We start from the raw sequence: 21996 nt of genomic DNA, 5'->3' as shown, positions 1-21996 counted from the left end.
TTATAAGCCCCCCACATATGTTTTTAATAGACTAATACTATTAATGCCTTTGTCTAAAAAAATACTAACCTTCCTCTCCTCAAACCCCACCCTAAAGAAGGAGTCATAGATGGAATTCTTCAAAATATCCTCTACCTCAAAAGAGGAAATAGTAAAAATCTTTTGAGGAGAAAGTTCATCGTTTTCTATCTCTTCTAAATTAATCTTATAAACCCCTCTTTTTTCAGAAAATCTATACAAGTTATATAGAACCACAATAGAAGATATATCCTTTCCTCCATTTTTAACAACACTTATTACTCTTTTACCTTTTCTTTCTACTAACCCTTGTCCCAGTAGTTCTCCTATAGGACTCTTACCAAGAGTTTCTACAATACTTGAGTAACCATTTAAAATAGTTTTGTTCATTTTTCCATAAGAATTAGCCAAAAGATTAATAATATTTTCTCTTGAATATTTTCCTACAGGTACATTAGCCCACCAATTGAAAAGAGGAGCATTAAAGCATAAATTCACCCAAATTATCCCCCCATAAAACTTTAGAATTAATTCCTTCTATTTCAAATATCTTTTTAAGTATACAAAAAAGCTCAGTTAAATTTAACTTCCCATCTATAAGCTCCGTATCTCTAAGGTACCAAATAAAGGCTTCAATTTGTCTTGGCCCTAAGGAGTTATTCTCAAAAAACTCCCTCCCTCTACTTAGAAAGCTACTTATCCACTCCCTTCTCATACCAAAAGTTCCATATCTAAAACCACTTATTCTCATGATTTCCCTAGTAATAGTCTAATAGTTTTTTATAATCTTTAATATCTTCAGAAAGATAGATATTGTCTAAATCAGCCACAAGATCCACCCTTATAAAGCCTTTTTTACTCTCTTGTAGCCAGCGTAAAATATTTTCAAGAGCTGGCCTCGAAATACCAAAAATTAAATAAGGTCCTCCATCTTTATTTTCCTGTCTATAAAGTTCAGAGACAGTAAGTTTATATTTATTCTTGGAGATAGCATACCTATACAAAGAGTAGAGAACAGCCAATGGATGAACATTGTTAGTGCCTATTTTTTTGACATATACCTCTTTACCTCTCTTTTCAATAACTCCAAGATTTAATTTATTAACAAAATTATTCGACCTAAAAGTGTTAATTAAGCAAGAAAAAGCAGTATCAAGAGTTTTATCTTTAAAAGATGGAAAACTTTCTTTGAGATTATGCTTAAGATCACTCCTCTTTATAGAGGTCGACCACGGAATACTTGTTAAATACCACTTCATAATGATAGAATTGTAAAATAAGTTTGTCCAGATAATTTCCCATACCAAAAGTTCGTCATTGTTAAATATTTCCATGAGTTTACGTCCTAAATATGTTATCTCATTTTTGTTTAATATTTCCGAATCTCTCAACCATTTAACAAAAATTTTATATTGAAAAGAGCTCAAATTATTATTTTTAAACCACTTTTTTTTCTTATTGAGAAAGGATCTTAACCAATTTTCTCTAAAACCGATTGTTCCATATTTACTAATTCCGCAAACTGACTGTTTTTTAGAACTCATTTAATTCTTCCTCCTGTAATTTTCTTAAAAATTCGTAAATATTTAGATCCATTCCTATATCACTCTACCTTTATAAGCCTACTCTTAACCCCCAAAGTAGCGGTTCTTCACACTTAGGATAATCCCAATATTTATCAAAACCAAGAAGATCTAATTCTTCAAAATATACAGGACGAGGCGGTATGATTGTATCTTCTGGGGAGTCTGATAATAAAATACCAGAGGTTTCTTTATCCCATTTTATTTTGTACATTTACTAACTCTTTCCCCCAATATTTCTTAGATACATTTTTCCTTATTAAGCATTTAATAATATTATAACCCTAAAATCTCAATTTTAAAATAATTAGAAAATTAAACTACCTCCTTTATTAATCTCCCAGGTAGGTATAATTTAATTGTGTTCCTACTACTATTTTTCCTTCGTCAAGCATTAAAACAGGAATAGTATCAATCTTTATCTTCTTTTTACTTCCATCAGGCATATTTACCTCTGTAAAGCTCTCAAAAGGTTTAGGTCCTGGAAAAGTAAAGGCTATTTGATATATCTTAGAAAGATCCACCTCACCTACAACTATCTTTCTCCCCAGAATATTAAAGGCAACTTCAAAAGCTACTTTTTCCACTTTAATGTTTATTTTATTATTTCCATGATCATACTTTACTGATACCTCTCCATAAGCAGGCGTAGAATAGCTTAAAGGTGGCATCTTCAGAGAAACAGTAACATCTGCTTGAAATCTTGCTTTGTCCTTACTCAAAATTATTCTTGGATTCCTAACTATCCATGTATACTCTCCTCTAACTCCTGAAATATTAAATTTATCAGTCTTTTTTACTTCACCTATTACATCTAAAAACTTATTCAATGTATTTTGGCTAATAACAATACTTGCATCAGGTTCAGAATAATCTGCATAAGATAAAACATTTAAGAAAACAAAGAAAACCACAAAGCTCAGCAAGAATGTTAACTTTTTCATGCCCCCTACCTCTCTTATTTTTTGCTTAAATTTATAACATAAAAAAAGGCATAAATCAAAAGCCAGGAAGCGAAACTTGGAAATAATAATACAATTCATTAACGATAAAGGAATACCAACTAAATCCACCTGAATTGTTATAGAATTTTAGCTCTTTATATTTATTGTAACCCTTTAAAAAATCTTCAACAGTAGCAGGAAACCAAATAGAAAGACCACAAGTATAATTAAATCCACTATATCTATGATACAGAACAGCACTACTTACATAATTGACTAAATTATAGGCAGAATTTGTAAGTTCATTGTAGTTGGAATTATTAATAATTTTGTAAGCAAAATCATTTATATCAATATATTCTTTATTTGAGCCACCATAAGGCTCAAAAGATAAAGTATTCAACCTTATATTCATTATTGCACTTGCAGAATCAGGTAAAGTATTCATCAAATAACTGGAAAAGTAATAAAGTTCACCTAAAATTGCACTTATCTTACTTAAGTCAATTAAAGACATGGTAATAGGTTTGATAGAATAATTACTATAATATATATCTATAATCTTTCTTCCTAAGCTTTCTGGAGTTGTTGATGGATTACTTAAAATATAACTCATTATTTGATCCCATCTTGTTTGTCCAATAACATTAGCCTCAGAAAATACTAAATAATTAGCCACATCTTTTAATTCATAGGCAACTTCTAAATTTCCCATCACGCAAGCATCAAAGTAGAGAAGATCAATCTTTTTCCCTATATCGGTAAAATAACTCAAACCTTCTCTCAGCTCAGGAATAGTCAAAGAATCTCCAGATATCTCATCAAAGCATATGTCTCTATCTTCCCTTGCTGGAGCCCTCCAACCACTACCATGATTTTCCAAAACCACCAAATATCTTTTAGCAGGAAAATTACTTACACTATACTTTAAAAAGTAATACAAAAGATTACTATTCCCAAAATTATAGAGTCCAGATTCGAGAATATCTAATTTTCCATTATGAAAGTAATACAAGTAAGATTCAGCAACATATCGCTTAGGACCAGCTAATATGACTATATTTACACCGTCAGTCCTTGAAAAAGAACTTATATAAGAAATATCTTGTTGAATGTAATTTTCAAGGTCATTATGTCCATCAAGATACATTAAAATTGTCCATTCCACATTTATATAACAAACTATGGAGGAAGAACCAATAACCTTTCCACTACCATCCAACGCCTCTACTTTTATAGTGTGGGCTGTACCATGTTTATAATAACTAGTATCCCAAGTAGCCTTATATGGAGTAACAGTTTTCTCAGCTAAAAACTCTCCATCTACATAAAATCTTACCCTGCTTACGGACACACTACTATTTACTTCTGCTATTATATCTACAAGTCCTGAGCCAGGTACAGAGGAGCCATTTACTGGAGTCAATATGGTAACTTGAGCTTGGGTAACATTAGTCTTTGGAGCACATCCGGAAACAATTAAAAGAAGAACCATAAAAACTACTAAAATTTCTTTTCTCATTTCATATCCCCCCTAAATCCCTATTTCACCTAATTATTTTACCTGTTTAAAATATTATTACTACCACAGGGTCAAAATCGTACCCTTCAAAAATTATTTTTTAAATTAAATAAAAAGGGGAAGGCGCTAATTCCTTCCCCTTTTATTAAGCTTTAGATATTATTTACTTTCTAATTAAAGTTCTATTTCATCAAATTCTTTATCAACACCATGATTGTAAGCATATTCCAAGGCTTCAATCTGCTTATTTTTCAAAAGATCTTTGTAATATCCACCTTCATCCTGCAACGCTTCAACCCTTTCTATAACATCCATAGCAATACTGAACCTATCTATCTGGTTAAGAATTGCGAGTTGTAATGGAGTAGTTATTCCTCCTCTTCCTTTCAAGAAGGGTGCTAAGTATCCCGCATCAATTCCTATCTTTCTATTTTCTCTATACCCTCTAACATGAATATTTTTATGATTATTTCTTCTGTAAGTTAATCGATGAATTAGCCATGGATAGCCATGGAAGTTAAATATTACAGGCTTATCTTTGGTAAAGTAGGAATCAAATTCTCTATCAGAGAGTCCATCGGGATGCTCTGTATTAGGGGTAAGAGTAAATAGATTGAGTACATTAACAAATCTTATCTTAAGTTCAGGGAACAACTTCTTAAGCATTCTCACAGCATAAATAGCTTCTTTAGTAGGTATATCTCCACAGCTTGCTATGACCACATCAGGTTCATGCTCAGGATGATTGCTTGCAAAGTCCCAAATTCCTATACCTTTCATGGCATGCTTAAAGGCATCTTCTATAGACAAGTATTGGGGATGTTTCTGCTTATCTATCACAATGATGTTTATTCTATTGGTGGTTTGGAAGCAATGCCATGCAGTGCAAAGAAGTGTATTAGCATCGGGTGGGAAATATACCCTCACCACATTAGGCCATTTATCTACAATAGAGGTAATAAATCCTGGATCCTGATGGGTAAAGCCATTATGATCTTGCCTCCACACTACAGAAGTAAGAAGAAGGTTTAAAGAAGATATGGGAGCTCTCCATGGAATATCTGAGGATATATCCAACCACTTTCCAAATTGGTTTACCATAGAAGAGATAATGGGAGCAAATCCCTCATAGGTATTTAAAAATCCATGTCTTCCTGTAAGAAGATAGCCTTCAAGCCAACCTTCGAGGGTATGCTCTGAGAGCATCTCCATGGTTCTCCCAAAAGGAGATAAATATCCTTCATCCTCATCTTCAGGAAGTACTTTTGCCATCCATGCTTTTCCAAATTCAAATACTGCATCAAGTCTATTGGACTTTGTCTCGTCAGGACCAAAAACCCTAAAATTGTCAGGATTCAATCTAATTATCTCTTTTAAAAACAATCCAAGAGGGCGAGTATTCTCTGCTTCATCTTGAATAGGAGTTTTAACTGAAACTGCGAAGCTTTTCAAATCAGGAAGCTTTAACTCTCTCCTCAAAAGTCCTCCATTAGCATAATGGGTAGCACTCATTCTCTTCTCGCCCTTTGGAGCAAGATCTCTCAGATCCTCTCTCAATTTACCTTCTGGTGTAAAAAGTTTTTGAGGCTCATAACTTCTAAGCCATGCTTCAAGGACTTCAAGAGACTTAGGGTTTTCTTTTGCATCAGAGAAGGGTACCTGATGAGCTCTCCAATAACCTTCTACATAATGATTCCCAACTTTTCTTGGAGCAGTCCATCCTTTTGGAGTTCTCAATATGATCATAGGCCAATAGGGTCTAAAGGGCTTATTTTTTGACCTTGCTTCCTCCCATATACTTATAATTTTCTCCACAGCGGAATCCATAGCACTGGCCATTTTTTCATGTACTTCAAGAGATTCCTCACCCTCTACTATATAAGGCTCATATCCATAACCTTTAAAAAGACTTATTAGTTCTTCATTTTCTATCCTAGAGAGAATGGTAGGATTGTTTATCTTATAGCCATTAAGGAGTAATACAGGAAGTACTGCTCCGTCTCTTACGGGATTTAAAAATTTATTAGAATGCCAACAGGTTGCAAGAGGTCCTGTCTCTGCCTCTCCATCTCCAACCACAGTTATGGCAATAAGATCTTTATGATCAAACACCGCTCCAAAGGCATGAGCTAAACTATATCCAAGTTCTCCACCTTCTTGAATAGATCCTGGAAGCTCTGGGGTACAATGGCTACCAAGACCTCCAGGAAATGAGAATGCCTTAAATAGATTTTTCATTCCTTCTTCATCTTGGCTAAATTGAGAATAAAGCTCACTTATGGTTCCCTCTAAGTAGGCTGGTGCAATTACACCAGGAGCACCATGTCCAGGACCTGCTATAAATATACAGTTTAAATCATATTTATTTATTACCCTATTTCCATGAATATAGACGAAAGAAAGTCCAGGACTAGCTCCCCAATGTCCAAGAAGCCTCTCCTTAATATGCTCTGGCTTTAAAGGTTCTTTTAAAAGAGGATTATCCCAAAGATAAATCATACCTGCAGCAAGATAACAACAAGCCTTCCAATAATCATTTAACTTTTCTAACATATTAAGTTCACCCCTTTCTTTAAGATATTTATTTTAACCAGCACCTCCGCCACCTCCGCCTCCTCCCCCACCTCCTCCTGAGGAGGAGCCAGAAGAGGTAGAAGATGCGACACTACTTGTGAAGGCATTACTAAAACTTTCAAGAGACGAACTAAAACTCTGAATAGATTCTGCTATATTCATAGAAGAGATAGTTGAAGCAGGAACATACCAAGTAATTTGGTCTACAGGCACATTAAGCATTTGCATCACCCTCAAAACTTCCTTCGCTACTCCAAACACTGTTGCATAAACCAAATATCTCTCCCATAAAACTAAGGATGAAGGAGGACGTTCAGATAATAAAGAAAAATCTTTAAGATATCTCTTAAATGCCTTCCATCGGAGAGCTAAAAGTTTCCCTTCTGGAGAGTATCTTTGCACAGGGTGAATAAATATTGCAGAGATCACAATATTTATAACCAAAATAAACCAGAAAAACACCATAAGGAAAGAAAGCTCATTTTTCAAAAAAGATGAAAAGGAAAATACCATAAATAACAAAATTCCAACTACAATCCAAAGAGCAATTATCCCATAAAGTTTATACTTGCCTTCTTCGTTAATCCATTTTTTCTCCTTAAACACATAATTCTTAACAATCCTATCAAATTTTCTCTTAAATCCCCTAAGATCTTTCTTTTTCAACTCGGAAATATAAAACTCTTCGCCAAAACTCTTTAACTCCTCAAGAAGGAGTCTTAATTCTTCAGAAAGATCATTCTCAAGCTCCTTATCAAGAATTATTATTTTATATTCCTTATACTTTACGCCTAATAATCCTTTCTTCTCTTCTTCTTGAATTTTTATATACCCCCTTCTTGCTAACTCAAGAGTTGAAGTCACTATAGAATTAGCAGAAAGGCTTGAAGATTGATTCACCAGAGCCTCAACCCAAGCAGGAGGTATATCCGCTGGAGGTTCTTGTTCATAATCCCTGTAATATTCTACCTTTGGCTCTCTTCCATATTTAAAATATATCCGCAGAGGTAAGAATATCCCCAAAAAGAGTAATAAAATAGCTAATATTGATAAAACTTTTATAAAAAGATTTACTCTCTCTTGTCTTGCTAATTCTTCCCTCTGCCACTTCTGCTCCTCGTCTAAAATAAGCGCTTTTCCATCCTTAGGTATTAATTCCACTTTAGAAGGATCAAGATTTGACAAATAACTTTTTGGGAACACTACTCTTACCTCCACCCACTGATGGGGTGGAATATTACCTGCAAAGGCTACAATCCCTTTATAATCTTTCCTTATACCTATTTTCCCATCAATTTTAGGATGAAGCCAATATAAAACATCCTCGGTAGATTCAATCGAGGATGGCAAATTTACCTCTACCCATAAAGCAGGAAGGCCTATATCCCAATCTCCTCCCCATACCTTCCAATAAAATTCAGCCACATCATTGTAAACCTTTAAGGCCTTTACTAATTTATACTTTATTACAAAAGTCTTATTAGTATCATTAGCCCTATAAAACCAGGTTATTTTGTACTGATTATTATCTTCTACTACGTCGAAAGTTTGAGGAATTTTTTCGGAAGTTTCACGATGATAAGTATAACCCAAATAAACTTCATCAATGATCTCTCCCACAGAAATCTCTCTAATACTATACCCTCCCTTAGGGATGGTCATCCAAGCTCGGGAGAAAGATCCAGAGAAATCGTAAGTAAGTTGATTCTTTACCTCTATTTCGCCTGTAGGTAATATATCATAAGTGAGATTGGCCTCTCTTATTACATATTCCTTAGCATAGGTAAGAGATAAGAGGAAAAAGATGATCAAAAAAATTTTTAAAAATCTTTTCATATCCCCTCCTAAAGATAATACCCATTTTTCAGGATTCATTATAACATTATTTTGTTAAAAGATTGAAAAAAGAAGGTTAAAAATTTTAAAATTACAGTATGAAGAAGAAACTTTTTCTTATTATACTTCTTAGTCTAATATTCCTTCAGGGTTGCTCAAAACCTGAGCCAGCTTTTCCTAAAAATAGTGGCATAAGGATCATAGAGCTTAGAGGTACTCCCTATGAGATAGGGTATCAACACGGAAAAATGCTAAAAGAAGAAATTCAGTATTTCAGTCATAAAATTGAAAGAATTATATTATATAAATCACTAATAAAGACAGCAAAAGAATTAGAGGAGAAGATTCTAAATACCTACCCAGAATTTAAAGATCTTGTAGAAGAGATGAAGGGAATTTCTAAAGGAGCAGATGTACCTTATGAGAACATTCTTCTTTTTAACCTTATGGACGAAATAGTACTCCAACATTACTGGAAGCTTCCCATTAGCGGATGCTCTGCCTTTGTTTTTAGAAACAAAGATGGAAATTTAATAATAGGGAGAAATCTTGACTACGGAGTATTTGTAGACGAATTACCTCTTTGCCCGGTAATATTCAAATATTATCCCCAAAAAGGAAACTCTTTTATTTCTGTCTCCTTCCCTGGTCTTGTAGGAGCTTACACTGCCATATCTAAAAATCTTTACCTCTCCATAAACGTCTCCCAAAGCCATAAAACTGAGACAGGAGCTCCCGAATGCCTTCTTACAAGAAGAATAATTCAATATTCAGATAATATTAGTGAGGCAATAGAAAATGCCTTATCTCCTTACCAAGGGCTAAATATTCTAATAGCTGACAACAAAGATGCCGTTGTATTAGAAATTAGTCCAAAGAGAAGAGAATTAAGGAATATTAATGAAGAAGGATTTTTAATTGTAACCAATCATTATCAACATCCAGAGATGATCTCTGAGCAAGCAGAAAAATTAATTGAAGAGCTACCTATTCCTATTGATGGTACTTTTGTACGCCAAATAAATACCAAAGAAAGAGAAAAAATAATAAGAGAAAAGATTCTATCAAAAGAAGAGATAAGTATAGAAGATGCAAAAGAAATTTTGCAAAGCGTAAGTACAAGACTCACCCTACAAAGCATAATATACTTACCACGAGAAAAAATATTATTAGTCGCTCAAAATAAAACTTCTCCTGTAAGTTATGGAATATGGCTTGAATTTAATCTAAATTAACTAATATAATATTCCCTATGAAAATAGAGTTATTATTAAAAGTATTTTTGCTTTCTATGACTCCTGTGGGAGAATGTAGAATATCTATCCCTTATGGCATTTACAATGGACTTTCCCCTACCGAAAGCTTTATTGTAAGCTTTATTGGAAACACCTTAATGGGCATAATTATATATTACACTATTGACTTAATTAGGAGATACATTTTCAGCAAAGATCCATTAAATAAATATTATAAGAAATTTGTAAAAAACAAGCTTAAAAGATTAAAATTATACTCCTTGGGAATTGTATTTTCCCTTGCAGTTTTCATAGCAATTCCCCTTCCTGGAACAGGAGCCTTTACAGGAGCAATTTTAGCAAGAGTCTTAGGTTTAAACTTAAAAGAAGCCATTGTTTCTATCATCTCTGGTGTTTTTACAGCATCCCTTATTGTAACCATATTAACCCTCTCCTCAAAAGCAATATTAACATAAATTTACTTCATCTCTTTTAGTTTGAAGTAAAATCTTACAGTAGAGCTTGCTCCCTCAACTTTTCCTATAAAGGTGTAATCTTTTAACTTATTTTCCCAATCCTTAAGCTTCTTTTCCCCTTTTTCTAATTCATCCACATTTTTCTTTAAAGTGTCCTTTGCTTTTTTCATATCCTTTTCCACATCTACAAGTCCTGGAAGTTTCTTACCCTCAATCTCTCCTCCATAAAGCATGGTATTTAATAAATCTTCCATCTTTTGTAACCCTTCAAGAGATGTACTCAAAAGATCCATGGCTTTTCTACTTTGGAAGTTCAAATCTCCTATAAAATCTCCAATCTTTTTAATATCTTCAGAGAGAGTATTTTCTTCTACCTCTTTCTTTACATCATTAGCGAGATCTAAGGCTTTCTTCCAATCTTCGTCATTGCTATTTTCTGCTTTACTCTTTATAAACTCATAAAGATTATTAAAACTCTTAGGATAAGTCTTTAAATTCTCTGAGATAAAATAAGCCTTATTTTGGTAAGACAATAAAATAAAAGGAAGAGTAAGAAATTCCTGAGGCACAGATGGAGTATTTTTCTCAAGACCATCCAATATCCCCTTTAATATCTTCTGATGAGCCTGATTTAGCATGAGAAATCCATCTAACCCATTGTAAAACTCCTTTAATTTTTGTCCCATAGAAAGATCTACAGGAGGAAGAGATGGAAGGGCAGTAAAGGTGATATCCGGAACCTTCAATTTATTACTTCTTAAAGATAAAGTCATCTTTGCATCAGGTATAGGATAGGTAAAACCTGTAACTCTTACTGTTTTACCCAGCACCATCACCATAAAATCTTCAGGATTTCTTAAAATAAAATCATCAGAAGAAAATTCTGTAGACATTACAATTCTAAAAGGTATATCTTCCAGCGGCTTAATATATACTTCAATGTCTAAATTTCCTGATTTTCCTAAGAATTCTTTAGGATTTGAGACTTTTCCATTATACTTATAAGTGATCTTAAATTCTAAAGGAAGCTTTTTATTAACCTCTGCCTTGTAATAAATATTTTTAACTTCTTTGACATTACCATAAAAACTTAGTTTATCTCCTGTAAAATCCATCTTTACTCCTTCAGAATAGAGATCGGGATTTTTAATATACTTTGCATCCTTTACTACTTTAAAATTTCCTTGTCCTTGCACTTCAATCCAATTAACAAGATCCATCCTTTTTATTTTTCCATCATAATCTAAAAGAACATAAATAGTCTCATCATTTTTAACCTTTAAAGAACTTCCAAAGGAAAGCCCTAAAAGTATTATAAATATAAGTCCTAAAATAACTATCCTTTTTTTCATTATTTTCCCTCCTTCCTAATAAAGGTTAACTTTTCAATAATAGGATCAAAGGTAACAAGCAGGGGAATAATAAACATTGTAACAAAAAGTACACTTATTATTGCGCCCCTACTCACAAGCATAGCAAGATTTTGTGCCATAAAGATCTCTGAAAAAATTCCTAAAGGTAGTGCTATAAAGAACATGGTACCTGCACTGGTTAAGATACTGTTTATACCCTCAAAGGCAAAATGTGCCGCTGAAGCCTTATCAAAACCCTTACTCTTTGCCTCAAGATATCTAGAAGTAAGTAGTACTGCATAATCTATGGTAGCTCCAAGCTGAATTGCACCTATAAACAAATTGGACGAGAAAAACACAAATCCATAGGTAAGATAATCTATAAGAAGGTTAACAGTAATAGCCATCTCAATAACTAACACCAAAAGAAAAGGCACAGGAACAGATAAGAAGGATAGAGCAATTATAAGGAATATGGCCAAAATAGATAATAAGTTTACTCTGTTAAGATCATTAGTGGTAACATTTCTTAAATCATAATTTAAAACAGGAACTCCAGTAATTTTCACGTTATATTTTTTCTCAATATTTTCCCTCAAACCCTCTACAAATTTGTAAGAGTCTGAAGTGCCATATTCAAACTTTGTATCCAAAGCCATGTAAGACAAACCATCCTTAAAAAAGTTCTTAACTACATTTTCGGGCACCATATATTCAGGTAAAAGAGGATCTACCATATCGTAGTATCCAATAATTCCTGTAATATTATTTTCATTCTTTAAGATTTTTAAAATTTCTTGCCAATTCTTTGGAGTTTCTTGTCCCACAAGGAAAATAGTAGATTTCTTTTCAAATATTTCTTCCATTTTTCTCTGGCCTACCATAGAGGAGACATTTTCTGGAAAACCTCTCAAAAGCTTATAATCCATGGGAAATCTAGGAGCTAAAAGAATGGCTAATACACCAACAATAAACATGGCAAAAATTACTGGTCTTGCCTTTACTATAAAATTAAAAAGCCTTTCTCCAGAAAGTCTTAAAACCCATCTCTTAGCATTTGCCCACTTATTATAAAAATGATAAAAGAGAACAGGTAAAATAGTTAGAGAAAAAATAAGAGATATTAAAACTCCTCTTGCAAGAATAAATCCCATATCTCTTCCAAGGCCAAACTTCATCTGAGTCATAGCAAGAAATCCTGCTATAGTCGTTCCTGCACTTGCAATAATACTTGTAGCAGTAGTCTTTACAGCAATCCAACCAGCCTCTTCTCTGCTATGATTCTTTGCTTCTTCTTCATATCTGTGATATAGAAAAATAGCATAATCCATAGTAACACCCATCTGAAGAATGCTAACAAGCATCCTTGTCAAAAAACTTATCTCTTGTCCTATAAGAGTAGAAATAGCAGTGTTCACTAAAATGGCAAGGAAAATATTATAGTAAATAAGAATAGGCACATACATAGAAGGCAAAAGAAAAAACAAAAATATTATTACAAATATACTTCCAATTAAAAGATACTTCGCAGTCTCTCTCTGAGTTAAATTACTTAAATCCTCAGCTATAGCAACGTTTCCTGTGAAATAGGCACCCTTAGGAAGAATTTTTCTTATCTCTTGAGAGGCTTTCTTAGTAAGAGGGCTTTGAGAAGATTCCAAGAAGTCAACCTTTAAAAAAGTATACCCATCTTTTATAAATTTTTCTTTTAAATTCTCGCTCCAAAAATATTCAGGAAGAAAAATATCTTGATAATCAGATATCCATGAAACTTTAGAGACTCCCTCTATTCTTGCAATTTTGTTTTTAAACTCGTCTACTTCTTTTGGATCCTTAAAAGGAATTAATATATAACCTTCTTCACCTAATTTGAAAACATTTCTTAAAGTATTTAAAGCTTTTACCGATGACAAATCCTGAGGAAGAAGAGAATATAAGTCATAGTTAACTTTTAAATTTAAAGTAAGATACAGAGAAAAAGCAAACAAAGCTAAGGAGAATAGAATAACAAGCTTAGAATGCCTAAATGCCCAAAGATAAATCCTCTTCATGTGCCATCACCATCCCACCTAAACCTTTGTCAATCCTAAAACTTTACTCGTAACATCAAGAATAAAATCCATTATATTTTGAATAACTTTAGGTTCTCCTAACTTTTCTGCATCTTTATGCAATAATCCATACACTCCATAAAGAATAAAAGTAGCAGCCCTTTGAGAATCAAGATTCTTATCTTTTTTAATCTTATCTATTAACTCTCTAAATGATTCCTGTAAACTATCGAGAATTCTAAAAGATATCTTAACCCTTAAAGGAAAATATTGAGGGCTGTAATAAATATCAGAGAGAGATTTCATATCCTCAAAGGCCTTTACCACTGCATTGACTACTTTTTGATATTTCTCTTGGAGAGATAAATTTTCATCCTTAAAAATATGAGAGAGCTCTTTTATATAGTTCTCTACATAATACTTTATAGCCTCCTCAAAGATCTCCTCTTTGGAGGAAAAGTAATAATAAAACATACCAGGAGAACCTTTTATCTCTCTCAAAATATCCCTTACAGAAGTGTTCTCATAACCTTTGGTTAAGAACAATTTTAATGCAGTCTCAACTAATTCTTGTCTCCTTACTTCAGGATCCTTACTTATTCTCATCTCAACCACTCCTTATTTTTGAGCGAACGTCGTTCGGCTAAAAATTATAATAAAAAGTTGGAGAAAAAGCAAGGAATATAAAAAACTTAAATTTTTATATAAAAAAACATTTTATATTACTATAATTCTATTATCTTCTTTTTTATCACAGGTATCTTGGAAGGAGCCATACTAAGCTCATCTACCCCTAAATCAACAAGGAGAGGAACATATTCTTCATCCCCTGCAATTTCTCCGCAAACCCCCACCTCCTTACCAAACTTATGACAAACATCTACAACATTCTTAATTAAACTAACCACTGCCCTATGATTGGGAATGTATAAATATCTTAATTTTTCGTTTGTCCTATCGGCAGCAAAAGTGTACTGTATAAGATCATTAGACCCAATACTTACAAAATCAATAATATCTATAACCTCTTCAAGAGATAGAGCTATGGAAGGAATCTCTACCATAATACCTACCTTAATATTCCTTACAAAGGTTTTACCCTCATTTTCAAATTCTTGTTTAACTTCCTCTAATATCTTGTTAGCTTCCTCTACTTCCTCTTTTATAGCAACCATCGGATACATTATCCAAATATTGCCAAATACTGATGCTCTTAATATAGCTCTCAACTGAACTTTAAAAAGTTCTCTCTCTAACAAACAAAGTCTAAGTCCTCTTACTCCTAAGAAGGGATTTTTCTCTTTTTCTAATTTCAAATAAGGTATTTCTTTATCTCCTCCTATATCAAGAGTTCTAATTATGACAGGTTTATCCTTAAAAATTTCAGCTACTCTTTTATATATTCTAAACTGTTCTTCCTCGGAAGGTGGATCATTTCTGTCTAAAAAAATAAATTCGGTCCTAAAAAGCCCAATACCCTCAGCTCCCATATTTATAGCAATCTCTGCCTCTTTTTCACTACCAATATTCGCAAAAACTTTAATCCTTCTACCTTTAGATGTAATTGCAGGAAGATCTCTAAATTTTATTAATTCTCGAGAAATTTTATCTTTTTCATCTTTTTTAATAGAATAAAAGTGCTTTTCTTCTTCCGTAGGATTTAATATTACTAAACCCTCACCGCTATCAATTATAATTTCTTCGGCTTTTTTTACCTGATCAATTATCCCTCTAACTCCAACAACAGCAGGAATATTGAAAACCTGAGCAAGTATAGCCGTATGGGAAGTTATACTTCCCTCCTCTGTTACAAATCCTAAAAGATTTATAAAATCTAAATTAGCTGTATCCGAAGGAGTCAGATCTTTAGCTACAACAATACAAGGATAAGGTAAACTTGATAAACTAGAAGTGTTTATATTTAGAATTTTTTTTAACAATCTTTCCTCAACATCTTCAATGTCTTTAGCTCTCTCCCTAAAAAGTTCTTGTTCCATTCCTTCAAACTCACTCTTTATCTCATTAAAGGCCCTCTCTATAGAATAAACTAAAGAGTAACCCTCAGCTAAATAAGATTTAATTTTTTCAATTACATACTCATCCTCTAATATACCTTTATGAAAAAGGAAAATCTCTGCTTCTCTAGGAAAAGTCTCTTTTATACTCTTATAAAGTTCTTCTAATTCTCTCCTAACATCCTCTATTGATTCTTCTAATTGTCTAATTTTTATCTCGAAAGGAAGTTCGTCTTTTTCTTGTGAAAATTCTATTTTTTCTTTATTGTATAAAAAAACTTTTCCAATAGAGATTTTATTACCTATTCCAATACCTTTTAAAACAATACCCATAAAACTACTCTCCCTCACCAAGGCCAGAATCTATCATTCTCTTGAGCTCTTCAAAAGCCTCTTTTTCGTCAGGTCCTTCCACATGAATAACTATATCTTGGCCTTGCTCCACCCCTAAGGATAATATACCTATTAAACTTTTAGCATCTACTTTTTTCCCTTCCTTTTCTACTAAAATTTTTGATTTAAATTTTTTAGCAGTCTCTACAAACAAAGTAGCAGGCCTTGCATGAAGTCCTGTTTTATTCTTTATAGTTAATTTTTCTACAATCATATAATCCCTCCTTAAACTCAAAAGGGGGGAATTCGAAAATCCCCCCCTTAGGAATTTTAAATTATATTACTTAAAAATCTTACCAATTAAACTAATCAATATACCTAACCATTGAAAATCTGAATCTCCAAATGTAGTATTCTCAAATCCTAAATTACCAAGAGCTGGTAGTAGCAATGCAGCACCAAAACTTATGATTATTCCATTAACAAATGCTCCAAGCATTGCTCCCTTTTTACCACCAGTTGCGTTACCTATCACTCCCGCAGTACCCCCTACGAAGAAATGAGGTACCAATCCAGGAATTATGACAGGTAAACCTAAAAGTGGCATAACTAGCATAGATAATATACCACCTAAGAAGCTAAAAATGAAACCTATTATTACTGCATTAGGAGCATAGGGAAAAGTTACAGGACAATCTAAAGCTGGTTTAGCTTCAGGAACAATCTTATCTGATATACCTTTAAAAGCAGGAACAATTTCTGCCACAATCATCCTTACTCCATAAATTACTACTCCTACACCAGCTGCAAAAGTCAATGCTTGAACTATTGCATATACTAAGAAATTCTGCCCTCCACTAAGCTGGCTTTCTACATAACTTGGACCAGCAGCCAAACTAGCAATGATAAACACAATAATCATTACAAATCCTGTAGCTACAAGAGATTCTCTTAAGAAGCCAAAGCTTTTAGGAAAGGATAAATTCTCAGTACTATCTTCAGGTTTACCTACAAGACTTCCAACAAAACCCGAAACAAAATATCCTAAAGTTCCAAAATGTCCTAAAGCTATCTCATCTGTACCTGTAACCTTCTTCATATAAGGATGTATCCAAGCTGGCATCAATACCTGCATTAACCCAAGAATTATAGATCCTACTATTATGAGCCCTACTCCAGAAAGTCCTACAGTTCCTAAGGTAGCTGAAATTAAACATGCCATATAGAAGCTATGATGTCCTGTTAACCATATAAACTTAAAAGGAGTTATTCTAGCAAGTAATATGTTTACTAAAAAACCAAAAACCATTATTAAAGCAGTTTCTCTACCAAGAGTTTTCTGAGCTATAGCTACAATTGCCTCATTATTGGGGACAACTCCTCTTATAGAAAACCCTTTTTCAAGCATTGGACCAAGAGCATTAAGAGAACCTATTAATGTAGCTGCACCGGCTGAAAGAATTAAGAAACCAAGAGTACTTTTGAAGCTCCCACTGATTACTTCAGAAAAACTTTTCTTTTGCACAACTAACCCTACAAAAGCCACAACACCTACAAGAATAGCAGGAACACTAAGAATATCTTGTATGAATTTTAAGAAACCCACAAAAAAACACCTCCCCTTTTAAAATTTATCTTTAGAGGTTTAGAACCCTTTTTAACCCCTCTACAAATTCTTTTACATTTACGTAATTTTTTACAGTTACAATTGGAACTTTAACCTCTCCAAGCTGCTCAGCAAGTTCCTTTGAAGTTATAATAACATCTACATCAAGCCCTGCGCCCTTTGCTGTAACTATATCAGCAGTTTGAACATCCCCTTCAAGACCTAACTCTTTTAAAGCCTTTTCAATAGTCATCTTTAACACTAGAGAACTGCCCAGTCCCATACCACATACAGCTAAAATTTTTATCCTTTTCTTATCCATAGATCACACCTCTCTTGGTCGATAATTTATTAAATATTCATATAATTCTTCTTCTGTAGAGGAACACATCATTTTCTCCACAACTTCCCTATCAGAGAGAATATCTGCAAGGACTTTTAAAGCCTGAACATGTTGAGAGTTATCCACAGCTGCAAGAGCAATAACCATCTTTACAGGATCATTTTCAGGATTTCCAAAATTAACAGGATCTTTAAGAGTTATTATTGCAAAACAGGGTTTTATAACTCCATCCTCTGGTCTTGCATGAGGGAAAGCAACTCCTGGAGTAATTACTATATAAGGTCCCAAACTCTCTGCAACCTTCTTCATGGCCTCAACGTAGGAGGGAAATACACAAGAATCTTTAACCATTAATTCTCCAACCTTTTCTATACTTTCCTCCCAATTCTTAACCTCAACGTTAACCTTTATTCTGTTCACTGAAATCATATCCTTTAAATCCATGTTCTTTTCCTCCTTGAAACTTGTAATTTAAAGTTAAATTAAAAATAAAACTTTATCAACTAAATAAATACACCAAAAGACAAAATAAATGAGGTAAATTTTAAAAAAATTTAAAACTTGTCAAAAAGTAGTAAAAATGGAGACTAACTCAAAAGTATCTTTCTTAATACTTCAACCTCATTTTTAGTTAAAAGAGGAGATACTATAACATAAGGAATCACATTAACGGGGAGAGGAGCTGTGGATACTATCAAGTCTACATTTAATAAAGTATATTTCTTAATAAAATCTTTGTAGGATAAAACATCAACTATCTCTAAATTTGGAAACTCTTGCTTAAGTTTCCAGTAAAGCATATTAGAAGTAGCAATCCCCATTGGACAAACTATTGCTATTTTCTTTCTTTTAGCATTCTCTTTAAGAATGTTAATATATAACGTAACATAACCTACCTCATTCTCGTCAAGCTCTATTGAGAATTTCTTATTCACTTGACCAATTATATACCTTCCCACATTAAATTCATCAGCATAAGTCTCTTTTATAAGCTCCAAAAGAGGATTTTCAATCTTCGCTCCTGATCTTACTTTCTGTATAGATCTCAATAAATGATATGCAAGAGTTTCTAACAAATGATAGTTTTCATATAAATTATCCAACAAGTGCCTATCCAAAGAGTTTAATAATATATTCATAATATTATTAAAATCAACATCATAATTACCATACCTTATGAACATAGAAATTGAGTAAAATAAATAAGAATATTCACTTTCCGGTATATCAATTCCCAATTCTTTCTTAATTTCAAGAACAATCTTTTTGACCTCTTCTTTAAATTCTCTATTCAAACTCAATTTAACTTTTTCTTTAATAATTTTACCCATCCTTATCCTCTGTAAAGCTACCACAAAACGTAAAAGAAGTTTTACAAAATACATATCGTCAAGCTTAAATTTATAAATTTCCTCAACTCTCTCCAAAATGGATATCAATTTCTTAATATCCAAATCTATTAATAGATCCCTCAGTATATTAATGTTATTTCCAAGAATTTCTTCCCAAAGCTTAAGCCAATCGTTATAGTAATAGGATAATATTAAGTCTATAGCTATCTCTCTAATTTTTTCCTCTTCTCCTAATAGATAATATCCTCTCCTAGAATACCCCCTTAAAATAATCCCAAATTTTTGAAGATATTCTTTAACCTTTTTCACATAGTTATAAGCAGAAACACTAGAAACCTCTAACATTTCTGAAAGCTTCTCAATAGTAGGAGGTTCATTAGAAAAAAGAAAAATAAGTGCGGTTTTAACAAATCTTTCATTTTTGTCATGAATTATCCCTATTTTTTCTTTCAACTCTTTTTTGAAACATTCAATATCCTTTAAATCAGCCTTAACAATTATACCTACACGAGGTTTTTTAATCAGTTTTATATTCTTCTCCTGTAATAGACTTTCTATTAAGGGTAAATCTTTCTTTAAAGTGTTAACACTATAACCTAATTCTTTTGAAATTTTAGATAAAGAAACAGGAAAGTTATGCTCTAAAAGATAATAACAAACTTCTAGATGTCTTTTTTTAAGATCCTTCATAGATAATTTATACAACTCTTACTCCCAAAATTATTGTCACTATCAAAACCACAAGTCCAATGAGGGTAATTGATTTATGCAATCTTCTAATTAAGATCTTATTTTTAATTTTCGAATTTTTATAAATTATTCCTAAGATGAGAGAGATGAGAAGAATCACAAAAAAGGAAAAAGCAAAGTAAAAATGAGTAAAGAATGGATAAACAGCTTGAGCCATTATAAGATGAAATATGCCAATAATAAATAAAATCCCAGTAGTAGTTCCCAACTCCACGTGAAGATTTATTTTCTTATCTCCCTTATCAAAAAACCCTACACAGGAAGTAACAAGATAAAAGATAGTCCCTAAACCCATAATCGCAAGATGTAAGATTCTGAGATCAAGCATTTATTTAAACCCCCTTTTTCATTTTTAATTATTATAACTTTTCAATACAGAGATATCTAATAGCCATTCATATCTTGATCTTTCATGAAACTTCTTAAAAGCCTCTCTTTTATGTTCTTCAAAAGTTTTTCTATCACAATTATTTACCCTCATAAAATGTCTAATAAGTTCTTCTAAATTTATCTTCCCCTCAGAAGCCAAAACTCCAGCCATACCAAAATGCTTAACCAAATGACACTTTTCACACAAAGCCATAAAACCCTTCAATTTTAATATATGATTCTCGTCATCAAATTCCCATACCTCATGACATTGAAGCTTTTCTGAACTCCCACATATAGCACATTTATAACCAGACTTTTTAAAAACCTCCTTTCTAATCCTGTCCCAAACCTTTTTAGGAAGATATTTCCTTAAATTCTCTCCCCAAGCACTTTCAGGTATAAGTTCTATGGTCAATTTTAAATCCTTCTCCAACTCCTACTTTACACCTCAAAATATTTCTAAATTTCAACCTTAAGAAATTCACTCCAGAAATCTGGAATTTTTGCTTCAAATTCCATTATATCTTTTCTTACAGGATGAGGAACAGCCATTTTTTTACAATGCAGGAAAATTCTATCTTTAAATATTCTTCCTCCTCCATATTTTTCGTCCCCTAAAATAGGATGACCTATATAGGAAAGATGAGCTCTCAATTGATGTTTCCTTCCCGTCTCAGGTATTAGCCTAACAAGAGATAGATTTTTAAATTCCTCCAATACCTCATAATGAGTAATAGCATTTTTACTTTTATCATCCTGAGAAACTCTTGCTTTTCTCTCTTTTTCCACCCATAGGAGGCTTTCACTTATAGTTCCTTTCTTTACCTTAAAAATTCCCTTACACAAAGCTATATACTCTTTTTCCACCTTTCTTTCTCTAAAAGCCTCAGAAAGTCTTCCTGCAGATTTTGAATTTCTCGCAAAAATTACAACCCCAGAAACTGGTTTATCCAATCTATGTACTATGGCAAGAAAAACATTACCAGGCTTTTTGTACTTTTCTTTAATATAAGCCTTAGAGATCTCAAGAAGAGTAGTACTCTTTGTGATATCACCCTGAACTAATATACCAGCTGGTTTGTTTACCACAAGAAGATGATTATCTTCATATATCACTTCAAGGTTTAGAAAGTCTGCCACCTCAATACCTCAGAAAGAGACTTCTTAGGAGGCCTTTGAGGAATTTCTGCGGGGTAACCTACAGCAAGCATAACCATAAGTTCCATATTCTCTGGACATTTTACAAGTCTTTTCACTTCTTCTGAATGGGCCTTCTTGTAAGAATTAATCCAACAAGTTCCCAGACCATAAGATTGGGCTGCAATGATTATATTTTCTGCTGCTGCACAAGCATCCTCAAGAGCAGTCTCTGCATCTTTTTCACAAAATATAAGAATGCCTGCTCCAGCCTCCCTCAAAAATCTTCCCCAAGGAGTAACCTCTGCAAGCTTATTTTTTAACTCCTTATCTGTTACTACCACAAAAACCCATGGCTGTTTATTATATCCCGATGGAGCAAGCCTTCCACAATCAATAAGATCCTCTAAAATCTCCTTAGGGACCTCCTTATCCAAATACTTCCTTATGCTAACTCGAGACTTAATAGTCTTTATAGTCTCATTCATCTCGCCTAC

At 33.0% G+C, this 21996-nt stretch carries 23 protein-coding genes; 2 read left to right on the top strand and 21 right to left on the bottom strand.

Features of this window, described 5'->3' with window-relative positions; all coding sequences use genetic code 11:
* The 8 genes from DICTH_RS00515 to DICTH_RS00480 all read right to left on the bottom strand — a co-directional run bounded on the left by DICTH_RS00515 (position 1) and on the right by DICTH_RS00480 (position 8477).
* Positions 1 to 516 carry a DUF4007 family protein gene (locus tag DICTH_RS00515; RefSeq protein ID WP_012548712.1) on the bottom strand — a complete coding sequence of 172 codons (516 nt, stop codon included), beginning with the start codon at positions 514 to 516 and terminating at the stop codon, positions 1 to 3.
* Positions 500 to 769: a hypothetical protein gene (locus DICTH_RS00510; RefSeq protein ID WP_012546925.1), complete on the bottom strand. Its 270-nt coding sequence runs from the start codon at positions 767 to 769 to the stop codon at positions 500 to 502. The genes DICTH_RS00515 and DICTH_RS00510 overlap by 17 nt, the downstream gene beginning before the upstream one ends.
* Positions 770 to 776: 7 nt before the next feature.
* Positions 777 to 1562 (bottom strand): DUF4007 family protein, encoded by a 786-nt coding sequence (locus DICTH_RS00505; RefSeq protein WP_012547311.1) that lies wholly within the window; start codon positions 1560 to 1562, stop codon positions 777 to 779.
* Positions 1563 to 1632: 70 nt separating this feature from the next.
* Positions 1633 to 1815: a hypothetical protein gene (locus tag DICTH_RS00500; RefSeq protein WP_012548159.1), complete on the bottom strand. Its 183-nt coding sequence runs from the start codon at positions 1813 to 1815 to the stop codon at positions 1633 to 1635.
* Positions 1816 to 1933: 118 nt separating this feature from the next.
* Entirely contained in the window at positions 1934 to 2545 is a 612-nt protein-coding gene (locus DICTH_RS00495; RefSeq protein ID WP_012546922.1) for a hypothetical protein, read from the bottom strand.
* Between the two features lie 55 nt (positions 2546 to 2600).
* On the bottom strand, positions 2601 to 4067 hold the full coding sequence (locus tag DICTH_RS00490; RefSeq protein ID WP_012547715.1) for a clostripain-related cysteine peptidase: 1467 nt from the start codon (positions 4065 to 4067) through the stop codon (positions 2601 to 2603).
* A gap of 174 nt (positions 4068 to 4241) precedes the next feature.
* Entirely contained in the window at positions 4242 to 6620 is a 2379-nt protein-coding gene (locus DICTH_RS00485; protein WP_012548730.1) for a phosphoketolase family protein, read from the bottom strand.
* A gap of 33 nt (positions 6621 to 6653) precedes the next feature.
* Positions 6654 to 8477 (bottom strand): DUF2207 domain-containing protein, encoded by a 1824-nt coding sequence (locus tag DICTH_RS00480; protein ID WP_012547370.1) that lies wholly within the window; start codon positions 8475 to 8477, stop codon positions 6654 to 6656.
* Between the two features lie 98 nt (positions 8478 to 8575).
* Between DICTH_RS00480 and DICTH_RS00475 the strand changes: the two genes are divergently transcribed.
* Together DICTH_RS00475 and DICTH_RS00470 are read left to right on the top strand one after the other, a co-directional pair.
* A complete protein-coding gene (locus DICTH_RS00475) occupies positions 8576 to 9712 on the top strand; it encodes an acyl-CoA--6-aminopenicillanic acid acyl-transferase (RefSeq protein ID WP_012548452.1) in 1137 nt (378 codons plus the stop codon).
* Positions 9713 to 9729: 17 nt separating this feature from the next.
* Positions 9730 to 10188 (top strand): COG2426 family protein, encoded by a 459-nt coding sequence (locus tag DICTH_RS00470; protein ID WP_012547339.1) that lies wholly within the window; start codon positions 9730 to 9732, stop codon positions 10186 to 10188.
* Positions 10189 to 10190: 2 nt separating this feature from the next.
* Here the strand turns inward: DICTH_RS00470 and DICTH_RS00465 are convergent, their stop codons facing one another.
* From DICTH_RS00465 to DICTH_RS00405, 13 genes are all read right to left on the bottom strand, one after another.
* The gene (locus DICTH_RS00465) at positions 10191 to 11540 is read right to left on the bottom strand and encodes a hypothetical protein (protein ID WP_012547999.1); all 1350 of its coding nucleotides are present in this window, start codon (positions 11538 to 11540) and stop codon (positions 10191 to 10193) included.
* Positions 11540 to 13591: an efflux RND transporter permease subunit gene (locus DICTH_RS00460; protein ID WP_012546950.1), complete on the bottom strand. Its 2052-nt coding sequence runs from the start codon at positions 13589 to 13591 to the stop codon at positions 11540 to 11542. Before DICTH_RS00460 ends, DICTH_RS00465 begins: the two co-directional genes overlap by 1 nt.
* Positions 13592 to 13609: 18 nt before the next feature.
* Positions 13610 to 14197: a TetR/AcrR family transcriptional regulator gene (locus DICTH_RS00455; RefSeq protein WP_012547728.1), complete on the bottom strand. Its 588-nt coding sequence runs from the start codon at positions 14195 to 14197 to the stop codon at positions 13610 to 13612.
* 119 nt (positions 14198 to 14316) lie between these two features.
* Positions 14317 to 15939: a phosphoenolpyruvate--protein phosphotransferase gene (gene ptsP / locus DICTH_RS00450; protein WP_012547981.1), complete on the bottom strand. Its 1623-nt coding sequence runs from the start codon at positions 15937 to 15939 to the stop codon at positions 14317 to 14319.
* A gap of 4 nt (positions 15940 to 15943) precedes the next feature.
* Positions 15944 to 16213 (bottom strand): HPr family phosphocarrier protein, encoded by a 270-nt coding sequence (locus DICTH_RS00445; protein WP_012546938.1) that lies wholly within the window; start codon positions 16211 to 16213, stop codon positions 15944 to 15946.
* Between the two features lie 66 nt (positions 16214 to 16279).
* Entirely contained in the window at positions 16280 to 17545 is a 1266-nt protein-coding gene (locus DICTH_RS00440; protein ID WP_012548429.1) for a PTS ascorbate transporter subunit IIC, read from the bottom strand.
* A 31-nt stretch (positions 17546 to 17576) separates the two neighbouring features.
* The gene (locus DICTH_RS00435; protein WP_012547136.1) at positions 17577 to 17867 is read right to left on the bottom strand and encodes a PTS sugar transporter subunit IIB; all 291 of its coding nucleotides are present in this window, start codon (positions 17865 to 17867) and stop codon (positions 17577 to 17579) included.
* A gap of 3 nt (positions 17868 to 17870) precedes the next feature.
* Positions 17871 to 18332, bottom strand: a complete 462-nt coding sequence (locus DICTH_RS00430) for a PTS sugar transporter subunit IIA (RefSeq protein WP_049751853.1) — start codon at positions 18330 to 18332, stop codon at positions 17871 to 17873.
* Positions 18333 to 18475: 143 nt separating this feature from the next.
* Positions 18476 to 19930, bottom strand: coding sequence for a BglG family transcription antiterminator (locus DICTH_RS00425; protein ID WP_143707848.1), 1455 nt, complete (start codon positions 19928 to 19930; stop codon positions 18476 to 18478).
* 7 nt (positions 19931 to 19937) lie between these two features.
* Positions 19938 to 20318 carry a hypothetical protein gene (locus DICTH_RS00420; RefSeq protein WP_012547554.1) on the bottom strand — a complete coding sequence of 127 codons (381 nt, stop codon included), beginning with the start codon at positions 20316 to 20318 and terminating at the stop codon, positions 19938 to 19940.
* A gap of 24 nt (positions 20319 to 20342) precedes the next feature.
* The gene (locus DICTH_RS00415; RefSeq protein ID WP_012548414.1) at positions 20343 to 20795 is read right to left on the bottom strand and encodes an HNH endonuclease; all 453 of its coding nucleotides are present in this window, start codon (positions 20793 to 20795) and stop codon (positions 20343 to 20345) included.
* Positions 20796 to 20821: 26 nt separating this feature from the next.
* Positions 20822 to 21502: an RluA family pseudouridine synthase gene (locus DICTH_RS00410; protein ID WP_012547200.1), complete on the bottom strand. Its 681-nt coding sequence runs from the start codon at positions 21500 to 21502 to the stop codon at positions 20822 to 20824.
* Positions 21487 to 21987 (bottom strand): nitroreductase family protein, encoded by a 501-nt coding sequence (locus tag DICTH_RS00405; protein WP_012548520.1) that lies wholly within the window; start codon positions 21985 to 21987, stop codon positions 21487 to 21489. The genes DICTH_RS00410 and DICTH_RS00405 overlap by 16 nt, the downstream gene beginning before the upstream one ends.
* Positions 21988 to 21996 lie beyond the last annotated feature (9 nt).

This window comes from Dictyoglomus thermophilum H-6-12 (assembly GCF_000020965.1).
GTDB classification, from domain to species: domain Bacteria; phylum Dictyoglomota; class Dictyoglomia; order Dictyoglomales; family Dictyoglomaceae; genus Dictyoglomus; species Dictyoglomus thermophilum.
This window is presented reverse-complemented; position numbering and strand designations above follow the sequence as displayed.

Bases quoted from the DNA above. Each gene is read 5' to 3' on its own strand.
- DICTH_RS00495 (WP_012546922.1), bottom strand. From the start codon at position 2,545: ATGAAAAAGTTAACATTCTTGCTGAGCTTTGTGGTTTTCTTTGTTTTC.
- DICTH_RS00510 (WP_012546925.1), bottom strand. From the start codon at position 769: ATGAGAATAAGTGGTTTTAGATATGGAACTTTTGGTATGAGAAGGGAG.
- DICTH_RS00460 (WP_012546950.1), bottom strand. From the start codon at position 13,591: ATGAAGAGGATTTATCTTTGGGCATTTAGGCATTCTAAGCTTGTTATT.
- DICTH_RS00470 (WP_012547339.1), top strand. From the start codon at position 9,730: ATGAAAATAGAGTTATTATTAAAAGTATTTTTGCTTTCTATGACTCCT.
- DICTH_RS00430 (WP_049751853.1), bottom strand. From the start codon at position 18,332: ATGGATTTAAAGGATATGATTTCAGTGAACAGAATAAAGGTTAACGTT.
- DICTH_RS00505 (WP_012547311.1), bottom strand. From the start codon at position 1,562: ATGAGTTCTAAAAAACAGTCAGTTTGCGGAATTAGTAAATATGGAACA.
- DICTH_RS00465 (WP_012547999.1), bottom strand. From the start codon at position 11,540: ATGAAAAAAAGGATAGTTATTTTAGGACTTATATTTATAATACTTTTA.
- DICTH_RS00425 (WP_143707848.1), bottom strand. From the start codon at position 19,930: ATGAAGGATCTTAAAAAAAGACATCTAGAAGTTTGTTATTATCTTTTA.
- DICTH_RS00455 (WP_012547728.1), bottom strand. From the start codon at position 14,197: ATGAGAATAAGTAAGGATCCTGAAGTAAGGAGACAAGAATTAGTTGAG.
- DICTH_RS00420 (WP_012547554.1), bottom strand. From the start codon at position 20,318: ATGCTTGATCTCAGAATCTTACATCTTGCGATTATGGGTTTAGGGACT.
- ptsP (WP_012547981.1), bottom strand. From the start codon at position 15,939: ATGGGTATTGTTTTAAAAGGTATTGGAATAGGTAATAAAATCTCTATT.
- DICTH_RS00435 (WP_012547136.1), bottom strand. From the start codon at position 17,867: ATGGATAAGAAAAGGATAAAAATTTTAGCTGTATGTGGTATGGGACTG.
- DICTH_RS00480 (WP_012547370.1), bottom strand. From the start codon at position 8,477: ATGAAAAGATTTTTAAAAATTTTTTTGATCATCTTTTTCCTCTTATCT.
- DICTH_RS00405 (WP_012548520.1), bottom strand. From the start codon at position 21,987: ATGAATGAGACTATAAAGACTATTAAGTCTCGAGTTAGCATAAGGAAG.
- DICTH_RS00475 (WP_012548452.1), top strand. From the start codon at position 8,576: ATGAAGAAGAAACTTTTTCTTATTATACTTCTTAGTCTAATATTCCTT.
- DICTH_RS00490 (WP_012547715.1), bottom strand. From the start codon at position 4,067: ATGAGAAAAGAAATTTTAGTAGTTTTTATGGTTCTTCTTTTAATTGTT.
- DICTH_RS00500 (WP_012548159.1), bottom strand. From the start codon at position 1,815: ATGTACAAAATAAAATGGGATAAAGAAACCTCTGGTATTTTATTATCA.
- DICTH_RS00485 (WP_012548730.1), bottom strand. From the start codon at position 6,620: ATGTTAGAAAAGTTAAATGATTATTGGAAGGCTTGTTGTTATCTTGCT.
- DICTH_RS00445 (WP_012546938.1), bottom strand. From the start codon at position 16,213: ATGATTGTAGAAAAATTAACTATAAAGAATAAAACAGGACTTCATGCA.